Raw genomic sequence first — 17,698 nt, 5'->3', positions numbered from 1 at the left:
CCCCGCGTCACGAAAGGAGGCCGCTTTGGCCACCGACCTGGCGCCGCCTCCCGTGAAGGCGGTCCCACGAAAGCCGAGGCGCCGAGACAGGCTGTCGGTCGGCGCCGCGCTGCTGCGCTACCGCTGGCTCTACCTCATGCTCCTGCCCGGTCTCGTCTACTTCGCGATCTTCAAGTATCTGCCGATGTACGGCCTGACCATCGCCTTCCAGGACTTCGTCCCCTTCCTCGGCTACTCCGGCAGCGAGTGGGTGGGCCTGGCCCACTTCCAGGACCTGTTCACCGGCCCCGACTTCGGCCGCCTGCTCGGCAACACGCTGATCCTCGCGCTCCTGATGATCGTCTTCGCCTTCCCCGCGCCGATCATCGTCGCCCTGATGCTGAACGAGCTGCGGTTCAACGTCCTCAAGCGCTCGATCCAGTCCTTGGTCTACATTCCCCACTTCCTGTCGTGGACCATCGTCGCGTCGTTGACCTACCTGCTGTTCTCGGTGGACTTCGGCGTGATCGCCAACTGGATCCACGGCTTCGTCGGCGGCGCCAAGGTCGACTACGTCGCCCAGGCCGAGTGGTTCAGGCCCATCATCGTCATGCAGACGCTGTGGAAGTCGACCGGCTGGGGCACGATCATCTATCTGGCCGCGCTGGCCGGTGTGAACGCCGACCAGTACGAGGCCGCCCGCATGGACGGCGCAGGGCGCTGGCGGCAGTTCTGGCATGTGACGCTGCCCGCGATCCGCCCGACGATCGTCGTCATGGCCATCCTCACCTCGGGCAACCTGCTGGACGCCAGCTTCGAGCAGCTCTGGCTGATGACCAACTCGCTCAATCGCTCGACCGCCGACGTGTTCGACACCTTCGTCTACTACGTCGGAATCACGCAGGGCGGCTACAGCTACGCGACCGCCGTGGGCCTGTTCAAGGGCGTCGCCGGCGTCGTGCTGATCTTCGGCTGCAACTGGCTCGCCAAGCGCCTCGGTCAGCGTGGACTGTTCTAAAGGAGTTCGTATGTCAGCCAAGAAGTCGGTGGGTCACCACACCTCCGTCGGCAGCCGCGTCTTCGACGCACTCAACATCATGCTGCTCGTGGGCCTGGCCCTGGTCACGGTCCTGCCGCTGCTCTACGTCCTGGCCGGCTCGTTCGCCACCGAGTCGGAGATCGCCTCGCGGCCGTTCTTCCTGTGGCCGGAGAAGTTCGTCACCAGCACCTACGAGTACATCTTCGCCACCGACACCTTCGTCCGCGCGCTGATCACCACGATCGTCGTGACGGCCGTGGGCGCGGTCGTGCAGGTGATCCTCACGCTCACCATGGCCTACCCGCTGGCCAAGCGCTATCTGCCGGGCCGCACTCTGGTGCTCAACCTGGTCATCTTCACTCTCGTCTTCAGCGGCGGCATGATCCCCACCTACCTGGTGGTGCGCGACCTCGGACTGCTCAACAGCTACTGGGCGCTGATCCTGCCGCTGGCGATCAACCCGTTCTACCTGATCATCGTCAAGAGCTTCTTCCAGGAGCTTCCGCAGGCGCTGGAGGAGGCGGCGCGCATCGACGGCTGCAACGAGATGGGCGTCTTCTTCAAGATCGTGCTGCCGCTGTCGAAGCCCATCATCGCGACGTTCTCGCTGTTCTACGCGGTGGGCATCTGGAACGACTACATGTCGCCGCTGCTCTACATCGACGACAACAGCAAGTGGACGCTCCAGGTGATCGTCAGGCAGCTCACCAGCGCCAACGCCGAGAACGCCCTGGCATCGCTCGACTCGGTCTTCTTCCCCGTGGAGGGCCTGAAGTTCGCGGTCGTCGTCATCGCCACCCTGCCGATCCTGTTCTTCTACCCGTTCCTGCAGAAGCACTTCGCCAAGGGTGTGCTGATCGGGTCGGTGAAGGAGTAGTGGCGATCCTGCTGGCCGGCGACTCGACGGTGGCCTCCTGCCCCGCGTGGGAGGCGCCGATGTCGGGCTGGGGCGCGCAGCTCGGCGCGTTCGTCTCGAGCCCCGTGCGCAACTTCGCCAAGGGCGGCGCGACCACGGTGAGCCATCGGGCCGAGGGGCTGTGGGCGGCGCTGCTGCGTGAGGCGGGACCAGGCGACCTCGTCGTGATCCAGTTCGGCCACAACGACCAGAAGGATCCGGCGATCACCTACCAGGAGAACCTGCGGGTGTTCGTCGAGGAGGCCCGCGCCACGGGCGCGAACCCGATCCTGTGCACTCCCGTGCAGCGGCGCAGGTTCGAGGGGGAGCGCCTCGTGCCCACCCACGGCGACCTGCCCCGCCAGGTGCGCGAGCTGGCCGGGTGGGAGGACGTGCGGCTCGTCGACCTCACGCGGGCCACCACCGAGCTCTACGAGCGGCTCGGCCCCGAGGGGTCCAGGTCGCTGTTCACCTGGTTCGGACCGGGCGAGCATCCGCTCTACCCCGGCGGGATCAGCGACGACACCCACTTCAACTTCCGCGGCGCCGACGCTGTGGCCGCGATCGTGGCGAGGGAGCTTCCATGACGACGCCGACGCCGCTGCACTGGCTGGAGGAGCCGAGGAGACAGGGCGTGACCTGGGGGGTGCCCTGGCCGCGCGGCGCCGTCGGCTCCCACGAGACCTTCGCCATGGCCGACGGCACCCCGGTGCAGAGCTGGGTGACCGCCACCTGGCCCGACGGCTCGGTCAAGTGGTCGGCCCACGCGATCGGGCCGCAGGCCGTACCGGCGGGCTCCTACGATCTGCTGGCGGGCGGCGAGCCCGCCGCGCCGGAGCGGCCCGTGACCGTGACCAGGCAGAGCGGCCTGGTGCGGGTCGCCACCGGCGAGCGCGAGTGGACGGTGGCCGAGACGGGCGGCACGCTGATCAGCTCGATCCGCCTCGGCGGCCGCGAGCTGGCGCGCGACGTGCGCCTGGTGAGCCTGCGCCAGGACAGCCCCGACGAGGACGGCTCGCGCGTCCGCCGGCAGGCGAAGGGCCTCGTCCAGCGGGTCGTGGTGGAGCAGGAGGGGCCGGTCAGGGCGGTGCTGCGGCTGGAGGGCCGCCACGGCGACTGGCTGCCGTTCACCGTCCGCCTGTACTTCTACGCCGGCGCCTGCGACGTGCGCGTCGTCCACACCTTCGTCTGGGACGGCGACCCGGAGCGCGACTTCCTGGCCGGGCTCGGGCTGCGCGCCGACGTGGTCATGCGCGACGAGCTCCACGACCGTCACGTGCGGCTGGCGGGGGAGAGCGGCTTCCTCACCGAGGCCGTGCGCGGGCTCACGGGCCTGCGCCGCGACCCCGGCCCCGCCGTACGGCAGGCGCAGGTCGAGGGCCGCGCCTGCGGGCCGATCGGCAACCCCGAGGTGGCCGATCGGCTGCACCTGATCCCCGCGTGGAACGACTACACCCTGGACCAGTCCAGCGCCGACGGCTTCACCCTGCGCAAACGCACCGCCCCCGGCCACGCGTGGGTGACGATCCCCTCGGGCACCCGCGCGCAGGGCTACGGCTACGTCGGCGGCGTGAGCGGCGGCCTGGGCTTCGGTCTGCGCGACTTCTGGCGGCTGCACCCCACCCGCATCGACGTGAGGGACGCGGCCACCGAGCTGGCCACGGCGACGGTGTGGCTGTGGTCACCGTCCGCGCCCCCCATGGACCTGCGCTTCTACCACGACGGCATGGGCCAGGACACCTTCGCCGAGCAGCTGGAGGGCCTGGAGATCACCTACGAGGACTACGAGCCGGGCTTCGGCGACGCCCGCGGCGTCGCCCGCACCCACGAGCTCACGCTCACGGCCTACGAGGCCACCCCCCGCGCCGAGGAGCTGGCCGAGCACGCCACCGCGCTCAACTCTCCAGGGCTGCTGGCCGCCTCCCCCGAGCGGATCCTGCGGGCGGGCGTCTTCGGCGACTGGAGCCTGCCCGACCGGTCGAACGCCGCCCGCGCCGAGATCGAGCAACGCCTGGACCTGCTGTTCGAGCACTACGCGCGCGAGCGCGAGCAGCGCAGGTGGTACGGGTTCTGGGACTACGGCGACGTCATGCACACCTACGACGCCGACAGGCACACCTGGCGTTACGACGTCGGCGGCTACGCGTGGGACAACTCCGAGCTCTCGCCCGACCTGTGGCTGTGGTACCAGTACCTGCGCACCGGCAGGGCCGACGTCTTCCGCTTCGCCGAGTCCATGACCCGTCACACGGGAGAGGTGGACGTCTACCACCTCGGCAGGTGGAAGGGCCTGGGCACCAGGCACAACGTGCAGCACTGGGGCTGCTCGTGCAAGCAGCTGCGCATCTCCAACGCCGCCTACCGCCGCTTCTACTTCTACCTGACCGCCGACGAGCGCACCGGCGACCTGCTGGACGAGCTGGCCGCGCCCGAGGAGACCTTCGTCGCGATCGACCCGCTGCGCAAGGTGCGCGACGACGTCTACACCCCCGATCCCTCGGCGCTGTCGGTCGGGCTCGGCGCCGACTGGGGCGCCCTGGCCGCCGCGTGGCTGACCAGGTGGGAGCGGCACGGCGACGAGCGGGCCAGGGACCGCCTCCTGGGCACGATGGCCGACATCGGCGCGCTGCCGCACGGCTTCCTGCACGGACAGGCCATGCTCGACCTCGCCACCGGACGGTTCGACACCTCCAGGCAGGCCCCTGTCACCCTCTCGCACCTGTCGGCGGTCTTCGGGCTGCCCGAGATGTGCGCGGAGCTCATCGCCCTCGACCTGGGCGTCCCCGGCTTCGAGCGGGCCTGGCTCGACTACTGCAGGCTCTATCTCGCCCCCGCCGACGTGCAGGAGGCCGAGCTCGGCCAGGCGCTGAGCGGTGTGTCGCTGGTGCAGGCGCACAGCCGGCTGACCGCCTACGCGGCGGCCCGCACCGGCGACGCCGAGCTGGCCGCGTGGGCCTGGCGCAGGTTCCGCCTCGACGAGGGCGACCAGCTCAACACCAACGCCCTGCAACGCCAGGACGACTGGAGCGCCACGCTCGTCGACGGCCCCGGCGTGCCCGCCCCCGTGCTGGAGGCGCCCTTCGTCTCCACCAACGACGCCGCGCAGTACGGCCTGGCGGCCATCCAGAACCTGGCGCTGATCGGCGGGCACCTGTGACCGGGGGAAGCACAGGCCCGGCCCGTCCGTTATGCAGAGGAGGAGGCGTGCCCCTGCCCGTACACTGATCCCCATGCACACTCCCGACTGACCGGCCCCCACGCCGCCATGACCGTCATCCCTATCCCGGGAGTGTCCTTTCCAACATGATCATCGCCAGTGACATCGAGCTGCGCGCGGGCTCGCGCCTGCTCATCGAGAACGCGTCGTTCAGGGTCAACCCAGGAGACAAGATCGGCCTGGTCGGCCGCAACGGCGCGGGCAAGACGACCCTCACCAAGGTCCTGGCCGGTGAGGGGATGCCCGCCGCCGGATCGGTCACCACCTCGGGCAGCGTCGGCTACCTCCCCCAGGACCCCCGCCAGGGCGACCTGCAGGTGCTCGCGCGCGACCGCATCCTGTCGGCCCGCGGCCTCGACGAGGTGCTGCGCAAGCTCCACGAGGCCGAGCTCGGCATGACGAGCGACGACCCGAAGGTGCGCGACAAGGCGGTCAAGCGCTACGGCAGGCTCGAGGACCAGATGCACGTCCTCGGCGGCTACGCGGCCGAGTCCGAGGCGGCCTCGATCGCCTCCAGCCTCGGCCTGCCCGACCGCGTGCTCAAGCAGCCGCTGGAAACGCTCTCCGGCGGTCAGCGCAGAAGGGTGGAATTGGCGCGAATTCTCTTCAGTGGGGCAGAAACTCTCCTTCTGGACGAGCCGACAAACCACCTCGATGCCGACTCAATTGGGTGGCTTCGTGATTTTTTGCGATCACATCAGGGTGGCTTGGTGATCATCAGCCACGATGTTGGTCTTCTTGAAGCGACGGTCAACAAGGTCCTTCACCTCGACGCCAACCGCAGTGTGATCGATATCTACAACGTCGGCTGGAAGGCCTATCTGGCCCAGCGCGAGACCGACGAGAAGCGCCGCAAGCGCGAGCGGGCCAACGCGGAGAAGCAGGCGGGCGCCCTGTTGGCGCAGGCCGACAAGATGCGGGCCAAGGCCACCAAGGCCAAGGCCGCCCAGGACATGATGCGCCGCGCCAACAGGCTGCTGACCGGCACCGAGGAGGTGCGCAAGGGCGACAAGGTCGCCAAGCTGCGCTTCCCCGAGCCGCTGCCCTGCGGCAAGACGCCCCTGATGGCCGACGAGCTGTCGAAGTCCTACGGCTCGCTGGAGATCTTCACCGACGTCAGCATGGCCGTCGACAGGGGCAGCAGGGTCGTCATCCTCGGCCTGAACGGCGCGGGCAAGACCACGCTGCTGCGTCTGCTGGCAGGGGTGGAGCAGCCCGACACCGGCCAGATCAGGCCAGGCCACGGACTCAAGGTCGGCTACTACGCGCAGGAGCACGAGCTCCTCGACGCCGACCGCACGCTGCTGGAGAACATGCGGTCGGCGGGAGGAACGTTCACCGACACCGAGCTGCGCAAGGTGCTCGGCTCGTTCCTGTTCACCGGCGACGACGTCGACAAGCCCGCGGGCGTGCTGTCCGGCGGCGAGAAAACCCGGCTGGCGCTGGCGATCCTGGTGCTGTCGAGCGCCAACGTCCTGCTGCTCGACGAGCCCACGAACAACCTCGACCCGGTCAGTAGAGAGCAGGTTCTTTCGGCGCTAAGGTCCTATTCTGGGGCGATCGTGCTGGTTACGCACGACGAGGGTGCAGTTGAGGCTCTGCAACCCGATAGGGTGATCTTGCTACCTGACGGAACTGAAGACGCTTGGAGCGCTGAATTTTCCGATCTTGTGGCACTTGCCTGATCTTAATTTGAGCGGGTAGGGATCTTTTCCCCTGGAGTAGGTAGCCGATCCCGCTGAAATGACTGATCATGGCGGAGTAACGCTGCGGAAGTCTGGCACTACAGGAGGTACTCGTGGCCGAGACTCTGAAGAAAGGTACCCGGGTGACCGGGGCCGACCGTGAGAAACTGGCCGGCGATCTCAAGAAGCGCTACGCCGCGGGTGAGAGCATCCGCGCCCTGGCCGCTTCTACCGGCCGGTCGTACGGGTTCATCCACCGCATCCTGAGCGAGTCCGGCGTGACTCTGCGCGGGCGCGGCGGGGCCACCCGAGGCAAGTCCAAGCGCTGAGGGCCGCCTCGGAAACGCGCGACCGCAGCCGCTCGTCTCCAGTCAGCGTGCCGTCGCGCCCGAGCCCTACTAGAACCTCGTTCTAGGGAATTCGGTAGGCTCGGGCGCGACGGACCAGCGACGGCGGGAGTGAGCGATGGCGGAAGCGGTGCTTGGGGGGAGTGCGGAGGACGTCTCCATCAAGGAGGCAGGACTGCGCTACGAGGTGGACGGTGAGATCGCGACGATCACGCTGGATCGGCCGGAGAAGCGGAACGCCCAGACGTTCGCTACCTGGTCGGCTCTGGCTCGAATCGGTGACGACCTGCCTGAGCAGGTTCGTATCGTCGTGGTGCAAGGTGAGGGACCGTCCTTCTCGGCAGGGATCGACCTGCGGATGTTCACACCCGAGGGGGTGCCAGGACAGGGCTCGTTCAGCTCGGTGGCACAACTCGACAACGTCTCGTTCGAGCAGCGGATCGAGCAGGCCCAGCAGGGATTTCTGTGGTTGCGCCGTCCGGAGATCGTCTCCATCGCCGCGGTTCATGGTCACGCCATCGGCGCCGGGTTCCAGCTGGCGCTGGCCTGTGACCTGAGGATCGTGGCCGACGACGTCAAGTTCTGCATGAAGGAGCCCGCACTGGGGCTCGTGCCGGACCTGACAGGGACCAAACCCCTTGTCGATCTGGTCGGAACGGCCAAGGCGATCGACATCTGCCTGACGGCCAGGTTCGTGGACGCGCAGGAGGCGTTCAGGATCGGACTGGCCGAACGCGTCGTCAGCGGCGCAGAGCTGACCCAGGCCGTGCGCGACAAGGCGGCCGAGCTGCTTTCGACCAACCGCGACGCGGCGACGGCGACCAAGCGACTGCTCCAGGGCGCGAGGGGGCGCACCCTGGAGGAGCAGACGGCGGCCGAGAGGGTCGAGCAGGCCGCCAGGATCAAGGCTCTGTTCGCGCTGAGCTGACGCGGGAATCGCGGCGGCTCGCACGACGCTGTGATGGCAGATGGCGATGATGGGCGGGGGCTTCGGGCCCCAGACGATGCGGTCGCTGCGACGTGACGACTCGGTCATGCAGCAGCGGCTGCGTCCCGGCACGGTCAGGCGGATCGCGAGCTACGCCAAGCCCTTCGGCAGGCAGATCACCGCCTTCCTCGTGCTGGTGGTCGCGGGCGCGGTCATCGTGGTCGCCAACCCGCTGCTGATGAAGGCCATCATCGACAACGGCATCCTGCCCAAGCGGCCAGGGGTGGTCATCGGGCTGGCGGTGGCCATCGCCGTCCTCGCCGCCGTCGACGCGGGCCTGACGCTGGCGCAGCGGTGGTTCTCCTCGCGCATCGGCGAGGGCCTCATCTACAACCTGCGCACCGAGGTCTTCGACCACGTGCAGCGCATGCCGGTGGCCTTCTTCATGCGCGCCCAGACCGGCGCGCTGGTCTCCAGGCTCAACACCGACGTCATCGGCGCGCAGCGGGCGCTGACCAGCACGCTGTCGTCGGTCGTCTCCAACGTCATCAGCCTGGTGCTGGTGCTCGGCGCCATGCTGGTGCTGTCGTGGCAGGTCACCCTGGCCGCCCTGGTCCTGCTGCCGGTCTTCGTGCTGCCCGCCAAGTGGGTGGGCAGGCGGATGTCCGTCCTGACCCGCGAGCAGATGCAGCTCGACGCCGAGATGAGCTCGGTGATGACCGAGCGATTCAACGTGGCGGGCGCGATGGTCGCCAAGCTGTACGGCAGGCCGGAGGAGGAGGCGACGAACTTCGGCGGCAGGGCCGCGAGGGTCCGCGACGTCGGCGTCATCGTGGGCATGTACGGCACCGTGTTCAGGGTCGCGCTCGGCCTGGTCGCCGCGCTGGCCACCGCCCTGGTCTACGGCATCGGCGGCGTCCTGGCCGTCGACGGCTTCTTCGAGCTCGGCACGCTGGTGGCGCTGGCCGCGCTGCTGATGCGGCTCTACGGCCCGCTCACCTCGCTGTCGAACGTGCACGTCGACGTGATGACCGCCCTGGTCAGCTTCGACCGCGTCTTCGAGGTGCTCGACCTCGAGCCGATGGTCGCGGACAAGCCGGGCGCCAGGGCCGTGCCGCCGGGCCCCGTGACGATCGAGTTCGACGACGTCCACTTCCGCTACCCCGCGGCCGAGGAGGTCTCGCTGGCCTCGCTCGAGTCGGTGGCCAGGCAGGACACCGGCCCCTCACACCCCGTGCTCAAGGGTGTCGCCTTCACCGCCGCTCCTGGCAGACTCATCGCGCTGGTCGGCCCCTCGGGCGCGGGCAAGACCACGATCACCTCGCTGGTCTCCCGCCTCTACGACGTGGACGAGGGCGCGGTGCGCCTCAACGGGCTCGACGTGCGCGACGCCACGCTGGCCTCCCTCCGCGACACCGTGGGCGTGGTCATGCAGGACGCCCACCTCTTCCACGACACCATCGGCGCCAACCTCCGCTACGCCAGGCCGGAGGCCACCGACGAGGAGATCTGGGACGCCCTGCGCGCCGCGCAGATCGCCGACCTGGTCGAGGGGCTGCCCGAGCAGCTCGAGACCGTCGTCGGCGACCGCGGCTACCGCCTGTCGGGCGGGGAGAAGCAGCGGCTCGCCCTGGCCAGGCTGCTGTTGAAGGCGCCGAGCGTGGTCGTGCTCGACGAGGCCACGGCCCACCTCGACTCCGAGTCGGAGGCCGCCGTCCAGCAGGCGCTGAAGACGGCGCTGGCCGGGCGCACCTCGCTGGTCATCGCGCACCGGCTCTCGACGATCAGAGAGGCCGACGAGATCCTCGTCGTCCAGGACGGCAGGGTCGCCGAGCGCGGCCGCCACGAGGACCTTCTGGCGCGCGGCGGTCCCTACGCCGAGCTCTACCGCACCCAGTTCAGCCAGCAGTGACGAACGCGGCGCCTCACTGGTAGCCCAGCCGGGTGAGCTCCTCGCGGGCCACCTTCTCCACCAGCTCCCTGTCGGCCGAGCGCAGGCGTGTGCGCCACGAGCCGACCTCGGGGACGCGCGTGCCGTACATGAAGACCCTGGAGACGCGGGTCTCCAGGAAGCTCGACAGCGAGGCGAGGGCCTCGACGGGGGAGAGCGCCAGGTCCTCGTAGCGCAGCGTGAGCAGCTGGTCGGCGGGCAGGTCCCTGCGCAGGGTCGCGCTCAGCCGCACCGCGCTGCGCCAGCGCAGCGCGCACTTGCCCGCCGTCGGCATGCTCTTCCACCTGTCGCGGTGCTCGTCGCGGTTGACCCCCAGGAAGGCGTTGGGGAACTCGGTGTCGTCGCTCAGCATCGACGGCTTGAACCACGACAGGCAGTCGGGGTCGTTGACCATGTCGGCGGTGACGTCGCGGCCGTCGCGGATCAGCTGCACGAAGCGCGCGTCGGGGAAGGCCTGCAGCAGCACCTCGGCGCTGTAGAGCAGGTCGGGGCTGGCGTCGCCGAAGCGCGTGACCGCGGCGGTGGAGACGCAGGGACCGCTGCCTGTCACGCCGCCGGCCTGCCTGCAGGGCAGCGGGCAGTGACCGCACGATCCGGGCAGCACCTGCCACGACTCGGCCAGAGAGTCGCGCATCACCCGCACCGCGCCCGAACTGCGCGCGATGGAGGGACGGCGGGCGAAGGCGTGCACCACGTGCGCGACCGACTGGCGGCCCATGGTCAGGTGGAAGCCGGGGGAGCGTTTGAGGGCACGCGCGAGCAGGTCCGCGCCGGAGTGCGGAGCACCGAGCAGGAACACCGGCCTGCGGACCTTGATGCCGTTGACCACGAGAATGTGGGGCGGAGGTCGCATACGAGATGCAAGTGTGACACCGTTTGCGAGGTGAACGAACCGGCCCCGCCCACATCGGTCACCGTGCTCACAGGAGCGGGCATCAGCACCGATTCGGGAATCCCCGACTTCAGAGGGCCCCAGGGCGTGTGGACCAAGGATCCCGCCGCCCAGGCCATGGTCAGCATCGACAGCTACCTGGCCGATCCGCAGGTCCGGCGCAGGGCGTGGCAGGCCCGCAGAGACCATCCCGCCTGGAGCGCCGAGCCCAACGCGGGCCACCGCGCGCTCGTGCTGCTGGAGCGCTCGGGGCTGCTGCGCTCGCTCGTCACCCAGAACATCGACGGCCTGCACCAGAAGGCCGGCTCCACCCGCGTGATCGAGCTGCACGGCACGATCTTCGAGGTGGTGTGCCTGTCGTGCGGGCTCCTCACGCCCATGCGGGAGGTGCTCGACAGGCAGGAGCCCGACCCGCCCTGCCTGCGCTGCGGCGGCATCCAGAAGGCCAACACGATCTCCTTCGGACAGTCGCTGAAGGAGGAGGTGCTGCGCGAGGCGGTCACCGCCGCCCGCGAGTGCGACCTGTTCCTGGCCGTGGGCACCTCGCTCACCGTCCAGCCGGCCGCCGGGCTGTGCGGCGAGGCGCTGGACGCGGGCGCCGCGCTCGTCGTCATCAACGCCCAGTCCACTCCCTACGACGCGTTCGCCGACCTGGTGATCGACAGGCCGATCGGCGAGGCGCTGCCCGCCCTGGTGAGGGAGCTGATCGATGCGCGCGGGTGACACGGTCGCGATCGTCTCGCCCTCGGGCCCGGCCAACGCGACCCTGCTCGCCAGGGGCGTGCGGCTGCTGGAGGGCCTGGGGCTGAAGGTCGTGCTCGGCGAGCACGTCCTCGACCGGGAGGGCTTCCTGGCGGGCTCCGACGCCGATCGCGCCGCCGACCTGCAGGCCGCCTGGTGCGACCCGGCGGTCTCGGCGGTCTTCTGCTCCAGAGGCGGGTACGGCGCGGCCAGGCTGCTCGACCTGCTCGACTGGGCGGCGATGCGCGAGGCGGGGCCCAAGGTCCTGCTCGGCTCCAGCGACATCACCGCCCTGCACCACGTCGTCGCCACGGAGCTCGGCCTGCCCACCTTGCACGGCCCGATGCCCGCATGCGACGCCGTCACCGACCCTGTCACCTGGGACAACCTCCAGGCCGCGCTGTTCGGCCAGGCGCCGCCCGTCACCGGCGACACGGTGCTGAGGGAGGGCAGGGCCGAAGGGGTCCTGGCAGGAGGCAACCTGTCGCTGCTCGCCTCGCTGTGCGGCACCAGGCACCAGCCCTCCTTCGCCGGCAGGCTCGTTCTCCTGGAGGACATCGCCGAGCATCCCTACCGGATCGACCGGATGCTGACCCAGTTGCTGCAGTCGGGCGTCTTCGACGGTGTGCGCGGCATCGCACTCGGCTCCTGGGTGGATTGCGGCGACCCGCTGCCCGTGCTCGCCGAGCGGCTCCTGCCGCTCGACGTACCTGTCATCGCGGGGTTGCCGGTGGGACACGGCACGCCACAGTGGTCGGTGTGGCTTGGGGCGCTTGGTGTTATCGATACCGAATCGTGCTCCCTGTCTGGTCGGCTTGGCGGCTCGGAGCAGGCAATGTAGAGAGACGGAGAGGGAGATAACCGACGATTTGCGGAGGGCGTGACGCGTGAAGTTCTTCAGGCGTGACCGGGAGCCCTCCCGGAGATCCGTCGAGGACGTCGACCTGGACTCACTCCTGTCGCTGGTGGCCGACTCGCTCGGCTACACCTGCGTCTTCGCCCGCGACGGCGGCTCGCTGACACTCGGCGGCGGCAGAGAGATCCTGGTCCGCCTGGCGGGTCTGCGCAGGGAGGCGGGCCGCCGTTCCCGCGAGGACTGGCCCGTGCTGGTCTCCGAGCACCTGGCCAACGCCGTCGCGGCAGCAGACGACCTGCTCGACGTGTGCGATCTCGACCAGGTGAAGCCGCTGCTGCGCACCAGGGTGGAGTCGGTCGACGCGGTCGAGGACCTCACCAGGGTGGTGGGGCGCTCGCTCAACGGCGACCTGGTCGAGCTGCTGACGGTCGGGGCCCGTTTCGTGCGCCCCGAGGAGGCCGGTTGCTGGCCCATCCCCTCCGGCCAGGCCCTCGACCTGGCGCTGGCCAACGTGCGCGAGGACGAGCGGCTCGCCATCTCCTCCCTCGACCTGTCGGGGCTGCAGGCCTGGCGGCTGTCGGGCCGTACCGTGGCGGCCGCCGCGCACCTGCGCTGGCTCTCGCAGTACGTCTCCGTGCCGGAGGACGGCATGCTGGTCATCCTGCCCGACCCCGCGACGCTGGTGGTCTACCCCGTCGACGGCATCGGGGTGGTGCGCGCCATCGAGCGCATGCGCGTGCACGCCGAGCGCGCGGCGGGCCTCAGCCAGCAGGTCTACTGGTGGCACGAGGGCAGGCTGACCCTGATCAGGGCCGACATCGTGATTCAGGACGGCCAGGCCCGCCTGGTCGTCGCCCCGCCTCCCGAGTTCGCGAGGGTGCTGGCCCGCCTGGCCGCCTAGCTCCCTCGGGAGGCCCGGCGGCTACGACAGTGCGCGGGCGGCGTGGACGAGGGGCACGTGGGAGAAGGCCTGGGGGAAGTTGCCGACCAGGCGGCCGTAGCGGGGGTCGTACTCCTCCGCCAGCAGTCCCACGTCGTTGCGCAGCGTCAGGAGCCTGTCGAACAGCTCGCACGCCTCGTCCTTCCTGCCCTGCATGGCCATCACCTCCACCAGCCAGAAGCTGCAGGCCAGGAAGGCGCCCTCACCTCCAGGCAGGCCGTCGACGTCGTTGTCGGCGGCGACGGGATAACGCAGCACGAAGCCGTCGGACAGCAGCTCGTTCTCGATCGCGCTCACCGTGCCGCGCACCCTCGGATCGTCCACCGGCAGGAAGCCCACGATCGGGATCAGCAGCAAGGAGGCGTCGAGCTCGGCCGAGCCGTAGGACTGGGTGAAGGTGTTGCGGACCGGGTCGTAGCCCTTGTCGCAGATCTCGGCGTGGATCTGCGCGCGCAGCGCCTTCCACCGCTCGACGGGCCCCGTGCGGCCGAAGTTCTCGACCTGCCTGATCGCCCTGTCGATCGCCACCCAGCACATCACCTTGGAGTGCGTGAAGTGCCTGCGGGGACCGCGCACCTCCCACAGGCCCTCGTCGGGCTCGTCCCAGTGGTCCTCCACGTAGTCGAGCAGCTCGCGCCCGATGGACCACGCCCTGTCGTCGGGGGCCAGGCCGGAGGTGCGCGCGAGGTAGAGGCAGTTCATGACCTCGCCGTAGACGTCGAGCTGCAGCTGCTCGACCGCGCCGTTGCCGATGCGCACGGGACGGGAGTCCTCGTAGCCCGCCAGCCAGCCGAGCTCCATCTCGGGCAGGCGGCGCTCGCCGGCCACGCCGTACATGATCTGCAGGTCCTGTGGCCTGCCCGCGATGGCCCGCAGCAGCCAGGTGCGCCAGGCGGCGGCCTCGTCGAGGTAGCCCGCGCCGATGAGGGCGTCGAGCGTCATGGTGGCATCACGCAGCCAGCAGAAGCGGTAGTCCCAGTTGCGCACCCCGCCCAGGTCCTCGGGCAGTGACGTCGTCGGAGCGGCCACGATGCCGCCGGTCGGGGCGTAGGTGAGGGCCTTCAGCGTGATGAGCGAGCGGACCACGGCCTCGCGCCACGGCCCCTTGTAGGTGCACTGCTCCACCCACTCGGCCCACAGCTCCTCGGTCTGGACGAGGTGGTCCTCGGCGGAGATCAGCCTGGGCATCGGCTCGTGCGAGGGATGCCAGGTGAAGACGAAGGCGACCCGCTCGCCCTCCTTGACGTGGAAGGTGGCGCGGTGGGCGTAGTCGCCGCCCTTGAGCGGCACGGGGGAGTGCAGCCAGATGGAGTCGGGGCCGCCGACGGCCTGCAGGTGGCCGTTGGTGCGGCGCACCCACGGCACGATCCTGCCGTAGTCGAAGCGGATCCTGATCACGGTGGACATCTCCACCGTGCCCGACACCCCCTCGACGATGCGGACCACGTCGGGGTTGCGGTCGCGCGGCGGCATGAAGTCGATCACGCGGACGGTGCCCGTGGGGGTGTCGTACTCGCTCTCCAGGATGAGCGTCTCGTCCCTGTAGCGGCGTCTGTCGGCCATCGGCCGGCCGGTGGGGCCGAGCCACCAGTGGCCGTTGCGCTCGCTGCCGAGCAGCGCGGCGAAGCACGACGGCGAGTCGAACCTCGGCAGGCAGAGCCAGTCGATCGAACCGTCGCGGCCCACCAGCGCCGCCGACTGCATGTCCCCGATGAGGGCGTAGTCCTCGATCCGCATGCACCAGACGGTACTAGGTCCAACCGCCCCCGCGAACGCCCGAAGAGCCGTCAGTGCTGGGCCGGCAGAGGGAACCAGCGGGTGAACACCTGCGTGATCGGGCCGATCGCCACGGCGAAGAGCAGCGTGCCGACGCCGACCGTGCCGCCGAGCAGCCAGCCGATCGCCACGACAGAGATCTCGATGAGGAAGCGGGCCAGCCGCACGGACAGGCCCAGCCTGATCAGGCCAGTCATGACGCCGTCGCGTGGGCCTGGACCCATGCCCGCGCCGATGTAGAGGACGGTGGCCAGCGCGACCGCGACGATGGCCGACAGCAGGTATGCCCACGCCACCGTCCAGTGGCCAGGGCTGGGCAGCAGGTAGATGGCGGCGTCGGCGAACAGGCCAAGGAAGATGATGTTGCTGATGGTGCCGATGCCCGGCTTCTGCCGCAGCGGGATCCACAGCAGCATGACCAGCGCGCCCACCAGGATGATCCAGGTGCCGATCGACAGGCCGGTCCTGACGGCCAGGCCCTGGTGGAAGACGTCCCACGGGTCGTTGCCCAGGGCCGACTCCACCTGAAGGCCGATGCCGGTGCCGTACAGGGCCAGGCCGCCGTACAGGCGGAGGAGGCGGGAGGGCAGCGAACCAAGGGACGGAAGGGAAATCTCACTCATAATGCCTCCCATCATCCAGGCCAGTGGTTTGCATCAAAAGGGCCAATCAGCGAAAGTGGCCTTATGTCTGAACGTCACCTGTCGGCGCAGCAGCTCGGCCGGCTCCTCGACACCGACCGCTCGGCCCGCCCGTTCTACCGGGCGCTGGCCCAGGGCGTGCGGGGGCTGGTGCGCGACGGCAGCGTGCCCGTGCGGATGCGCATGCCCGCCGAGCGGCACCTGGCGCAGGAGCTCGGCGTCAGCCGCACGACGGTCACGGCCGCCTACGACCTGCTGCGCGAGCAGGGCTACCTCGACAGCCGCCAGGGGTCGGGCAGCTGGACCGCGCTGCCCGACCCCTCGGTGTGCGCCGACAACCCGTGGCTGTCGGTCGACGACGACGGCCTGCTCCAGATGCACTGCGCCGCCCCTCCCGCCACCACGATGCTGACCGAGGCGGTGGCGGGCGCCATGGAGGACCTGCCGAGATACGGCATGGGCACCGGCTACGACCCGATGGGCCTGCCCGCGCTGCGCGAGCGCGTCGCGGCCCACTACACCGCGAGGGGCCTGGCCACGCGCCCCGAGCAGATCCTGGTCACGACGGGCTCCCAGCACGCCCTGCAGCTCGTCATGAGCCTGCTGCTCACGCCTGGCGACCCCGTCGTCGTCGAGTCGCCCACCTACCCGCACGCCATCGACGCCGCCCGCCACCGCGGCGCGCGCATCGTGCCGGTCGGCATCACGGCGGAAGGCTGGCAGCCGGACCTGATGGCGGGCGCCATGCGCCAGTCGGCCCCCCGGCTGGCCTACCTCATGCCCGACTTCCAGAACCCCACGGGCGCGTTGATGGACAACGCCACCCGCGCCGCCGTCGTCGGCATGGCCAGGCGCGCAGGCACCACGCTGCTGGTCGACGAGACCTGGACCGAGCTCGGGATCGACGCGCCGAACGAGGCGGCGCCGATGGCCGCCTTCGACACCGACAGCAGAGTGATCACCATCGGCTCGGCCTCCAAGCTGTGGTGGGGCGGGCTGCGCATCGGCTGGATCCGCACGACCGCGGCGCTGGCGCGCGGCCTGGCCGTGCACCGCTCGGCCGTCGACATCGCCAGCCCCGTGCTCGACCAGCTCGTCGTCGCCAGGCTCTTCGACCGCATCGAGGAGACCCGTGCCGAGCGCCGCCGCTCCCTCACCGCCTCCAGGTCGGCGCTGGTGGCGGCGCTGCGCGAGCACCTGCCCGAGTGGTCCTTCACCGTGCCGCGCGGCGGCGGCACCCTGTGGGTACGGCTGGCGGGCGAAGGCGCCACCCCCCTCGCCGAGGCCGCCGCCTACCACGGCGTACGGCTCGCGCCTGGTCCATGGTTCGGCGTGAGCGGCACTCTCGAGGGCTACCTCCGCCTGCCCTTCACCCAGTCGCCCCAGGTCATCACCGAGGCGGTGGCCCGTCTCGCCGAGGCCCGCGCCACCGGCCCCGTCGGCTCGCGCCCGGCCGACCCGCTCATTCGGATGGTGTGACCCCGCTGGCCAGCGGGGCGCGCCAGCCGTACTTCATGGCCAGGATGCGCAGCCCGAAGGCCAGGACGGCGGAGGCCAGCACGGCGGGCCAGCCGTGCAGGCCGAGCTCGAAGAAGGCGGCCATCGCCGCCGAGCCGAGCATCGCGGGCACGGCGTAGAGCTGGCGGTCGTAGAGCAGTGTCGGGATCTCGCCCGCCAGCATGTCGCGCAGCACGCCCCCTCCGACGGCGGTGGTCACACCGAGCAGGGCCGCGTGCAGCGGCGACAGGTCGTACAGCAGCGCCTTCTCCGTGCCGACCGCGCAGAACAGGCCGAGGGCCCGCGGCGTCGAG

General features: G+C 70.1%; 16 protein-coding genes. 12 read left to right on the top strand and 4 right to left on the bottom strand.

The window, feature by feature from the left end:
- Nucleotides 1-25: 25 nt before the first annotated feature.
- From FHR33_RS45990 to FHR33_RS45955, 8 genes are all read left to right on the top strand, one after another.
- Nucleotides 26-997: an ABC transporter permease gene (locus FHR33_RS45990; protein WP_246453717.1), complete on the top strand. Its 972-nt coding sequence runs from the start codon at nt 26-28 to the stop codon at nt 995-997.
- A gap of 10 nt (nt 998-1,007) precedes the next feature.
- Nucleotides 1,008-1,895, top strand: a complete 888-nt coding sequence (locus FHR33_RS45985) for a carbohydrate ABC transporter permease (protein ID WP_183661862.1) — start codon at nt 1,008-1,010, stop codon at nt 1,893-1,895.
- Complete coding sequence (locus FHR33_RS45980) at nt 1,895-2,500, top strand: rhamnogalacturonan acetylesterase (RefSeq protein ID WP_183661859.1); 606 nt, start codon at nt 1,895-1,897, stop codon at nt 2,498-2,500. Before FHR33_RS45985 ends, FHR33_RS45980 begins: the two co-directional genes overlap by 1 nt.
- Nucleotides 2,497-5,070 (top strand): exo-rhamnogalacturonan lyase family protein, encoded by a 2,574-nt coding sequence (locus FHR33_RS45975; protein ID WP_183661857.1) that lies wholly within the window; start codon nt 2,497-2,499, stop codon nt 5,068-5,070. Before FHR33_RS45980 ends, FHR33_RS45975 begins: the two co-directional genes overlap by 4 nt.
- Nucleotides 5,071-5,216: 146 nt before the next feature.
- Complete coding sequence (locus FHR33_RS45970; RefSeq protein WP_183661855.1) at nt 5,217-6,815, top strand: ABC-F family ATP-binding cassette domain-containing protein; 1,599 nt, start codon at nt 5,217-5,219, stop codon at nt 6,813-6,815.
- A gap of 113 nt (nt 6,816-6,928) precedes the next feature.
- On the top strand, nt 6,929-7,144 hold the full coding sequence (locus tag FHR33_RS45965) for a helix-turn-helix domain-containing protein (protein WP_020547488.1): 216 nt from the start codon (nt 6,929-6,931) through the stop codon (nt 7,142-7,144).
- A gap of 136 nt (nt 7,145-7,280) precedes the next feature.
- Nucleotides 7,281-8,090: an enoyl-CoA hydratase/isomerase family protein gene (locus FHR33_RS45960; RefSeq protein ID WP_183661853.1), complete on the top strand. Its 810-nt coding sequence runs from the start codon at nt 7,281-7,283 to the stop codon at nt 8,088-8,090.
- A gap of 40 nt (nt 8,091-8,130) precedes the next feature.
- Nucleotides 8,131-10,002, top strand: a complete 1,872-nt coding sequence (locus FHR33_RS45955) for an ABC transporter ATP-binding protein (RefSeq protein ID WP_183661851.1) — start codon at nt 8,131-8,133, stop codon at nt 10,000-10,002.
- A gap of 13 nt (nt 10,003-10,015) precedes the next feature.
- Here the strand turns inward: FHR33_RS45955 and FHR33_RS45950 are convergent, their stop codons facing one another.
- Nucleotides 10,016-10,894: a sulfotransferase family protein gene (locus FHR33_RS45950; RefSeq protein ID WP_183661849.1), complete on the bottom strand. Its 879-nt coding sequence runs from the start codon at nt 10,892-10,894 to the stop codon at nt 10,016-10,018.
- A gap of 30 nt (nt 10,895-10,924) precedes the next feature.
- Here FHR33_RS45950 and FHR33_RS45945 point away from each other — a divergent pair, with 30 nt between their 5' ends.
- Genes FHR33_RS45945 through FHR33_RS45935 form a run of 3 tightly spaced genes read left to right on the top strand, consistent with a single transcriptional unit; the run spans nt 10,925 to nt 13,431 of the window.
- Nucleotides 10,925-11,656 carry an SIR2 family NAD-dependent protein deacylase gene (locus FHR33_RS45945; RefSeq protein ID WP_183661847.1) on the top strand — a complete coding sequence of 244 codons (732 nt, stop codon included), beginning with the start codon at nt 10,925-10,927 and terminating at the stop codon, nt 11,654-11,656.
- Nucleotides 11,643-12,515, top strand: a complete 873-nt coding sequence (locus FHR33_RS45940) for a S66 peptidase family protein (RefSeq protein WP_183661845.1) — start codon at nt 11,643-11,645, stop codon at nt 12,513-12,515. The genes FHR33_RS45945 and FHR33_RS45940 overlap by 14 nt, the downstream gene beginning before the upstream one ends.
- A gap of 46 nt (nt 12,516-12,561) precedes the next feature.
- Nucleotides 12,562-13,431 (top strand): hypothetical protein, encoded by an 870-nt coding sequence (locus FHR33_RS45935; RefSeq protein WP_183661843.1) that lies wholly within the window; start codon nt 12,562-12,564, stop codon nt 13,429-13,431.
- 21 nt (nt 13,432-13,452) lie between these two features.
- Here the strand turns inward: FHR33_RS45935 and FHR33_RS45930 are convergent, their stop codons facing one another.
- Entirely contained in the window at nt 13,453-15,207 is a 1,755-nt protein-coding gene (locus FHR33_RS45930) for a glycoside hydrolase family 15 protein (protein WP_183661841.1), read from the bottom strand.
- Between the two features lie 50 nt (nt 15,208-15,257).
- A complete protein-coding gene (gene yczE, locus FHR33_RS45925) occupies nt 15,258-15,869 on the bottom strand; it encodes a membrane protein YczE (protein WP_246453715.1) in 612 nt (203 codons plus the stop codon).
- 63 nt (nt 15,870-15,932) lie between these two features.
- Here yczE and yczR point away from each other — a divergent pair, with 63 nt between their 5' ends.
- A complete protein-coding gene (gene yczR / locus FHR33_RS45920; protein ID WP_183661837.1) occupies nt 15,933-17,366 on the top strand; it encodes a MocR-like transcription factor YczR in 1,434 nt (477 codons plus the stop codon).
- Here the strand turns inward: yczR and FHR33_RS51320 are convergent.
- A complete protein-coding gene (locus FHR33_RS51320; protein WP_246453842.1) occupies nt 17,350-17,625 on the bottom strand; it encodes a trimeric intracellular cation channel family protein in 276 nt (91 codons plus the stop codon). The genes yczR and FHR33_RS51320 overlap by 17 nt on opposite strands.
- Between the last annotated feature and the right edge of the window lie 73 nt (nt 17,626-17,698).

Source organism: Nonomuraea dietziae (assembly GCF_014195505.1).
GTDB lineage: Bacteria > Actinomycetota > Actinomycetes > Streptosporangiales > Streptosporangiaceae > Nonomuraea > Nonomuraea roseola.
The sequence above is the reverse complement of the archived record's forward strand: the minus strand, read 5'-3'. Positions and strand labels throughout refer to the sequence as shown.

Bases quoted from the DNA above. Each gene is read 5' to 3' on its own strand.
- FHR33_RS45985 (WP_183661862.1), top strand. From the start codon at position 1,008: ATGTCAGCCAAGAAGTCGGTGGGTCACCACACCTCCGTCGGCAGCCGC.
- FHR33_RS45975 (WP_183661857.1), top strand. From the start codon at position 2,497: ATGACGACGCCGACGCCGCTGCACTGGCTGGAGGAGCCGAGGAGACAG.
- FHR33_RS45970 (WP_183661855.1), top strand. From the start codon at position 5,217: ATGATCATCGCCAGTGACATCGAGCTGCGCGCGGGCTCGCGCCTGCTC.
- FHR33_RS45960 (WP_183661853.1), top strand. From the start codon at position 7,281: ATGGCGGAAGCGGTGCTTGGGGGGAGTGCGGAGGACGTCTCCATCAAG.
- FHR33_RS45955 (WP_183661851.1), top strand. From the start codon at position 8,131: ATGGCGATGATGGGCGGGGGCTTCGGGCCCCAGACGATGCGGTCGCTG.
- FHR33_RS45950 (WP_183661849.1), bottom strand. From the start codon at position 10,894: ATGCGACCTCCGCCCCACATTCTCGTGGTCAACGGCATCAAGGTCCGC.
- FHR33_RS45940 (WP_183661845.1), top strand. From the start codon at position 11,643: ATGCGCGCGGGTGACACGGTCGCGATCGTCTCGCCCTCGGGCCCGGCC.
- FHR33_RS45930 (WP_183661841.1), bottom strand. From the start codon at position 15,207: ATGCGGATCGAGGACTACGCCCTCATCGGGGACATGCAGTCGGCGGCG.
- yczE (WP_246453715.1), bottom strand. From the start codon at position 15,869: ATGAGTGAGATTTCCCTTCCGTCCCTTGGTTCGCTGCCCTCCCGCCTC.
- yczR (WP_183661837.1), top strand. From the start codon at position 15,933: ATGTCTGAACGTCACCTGTCGGCGCAGCAGCTCGGCCGGCTCCTCGAC.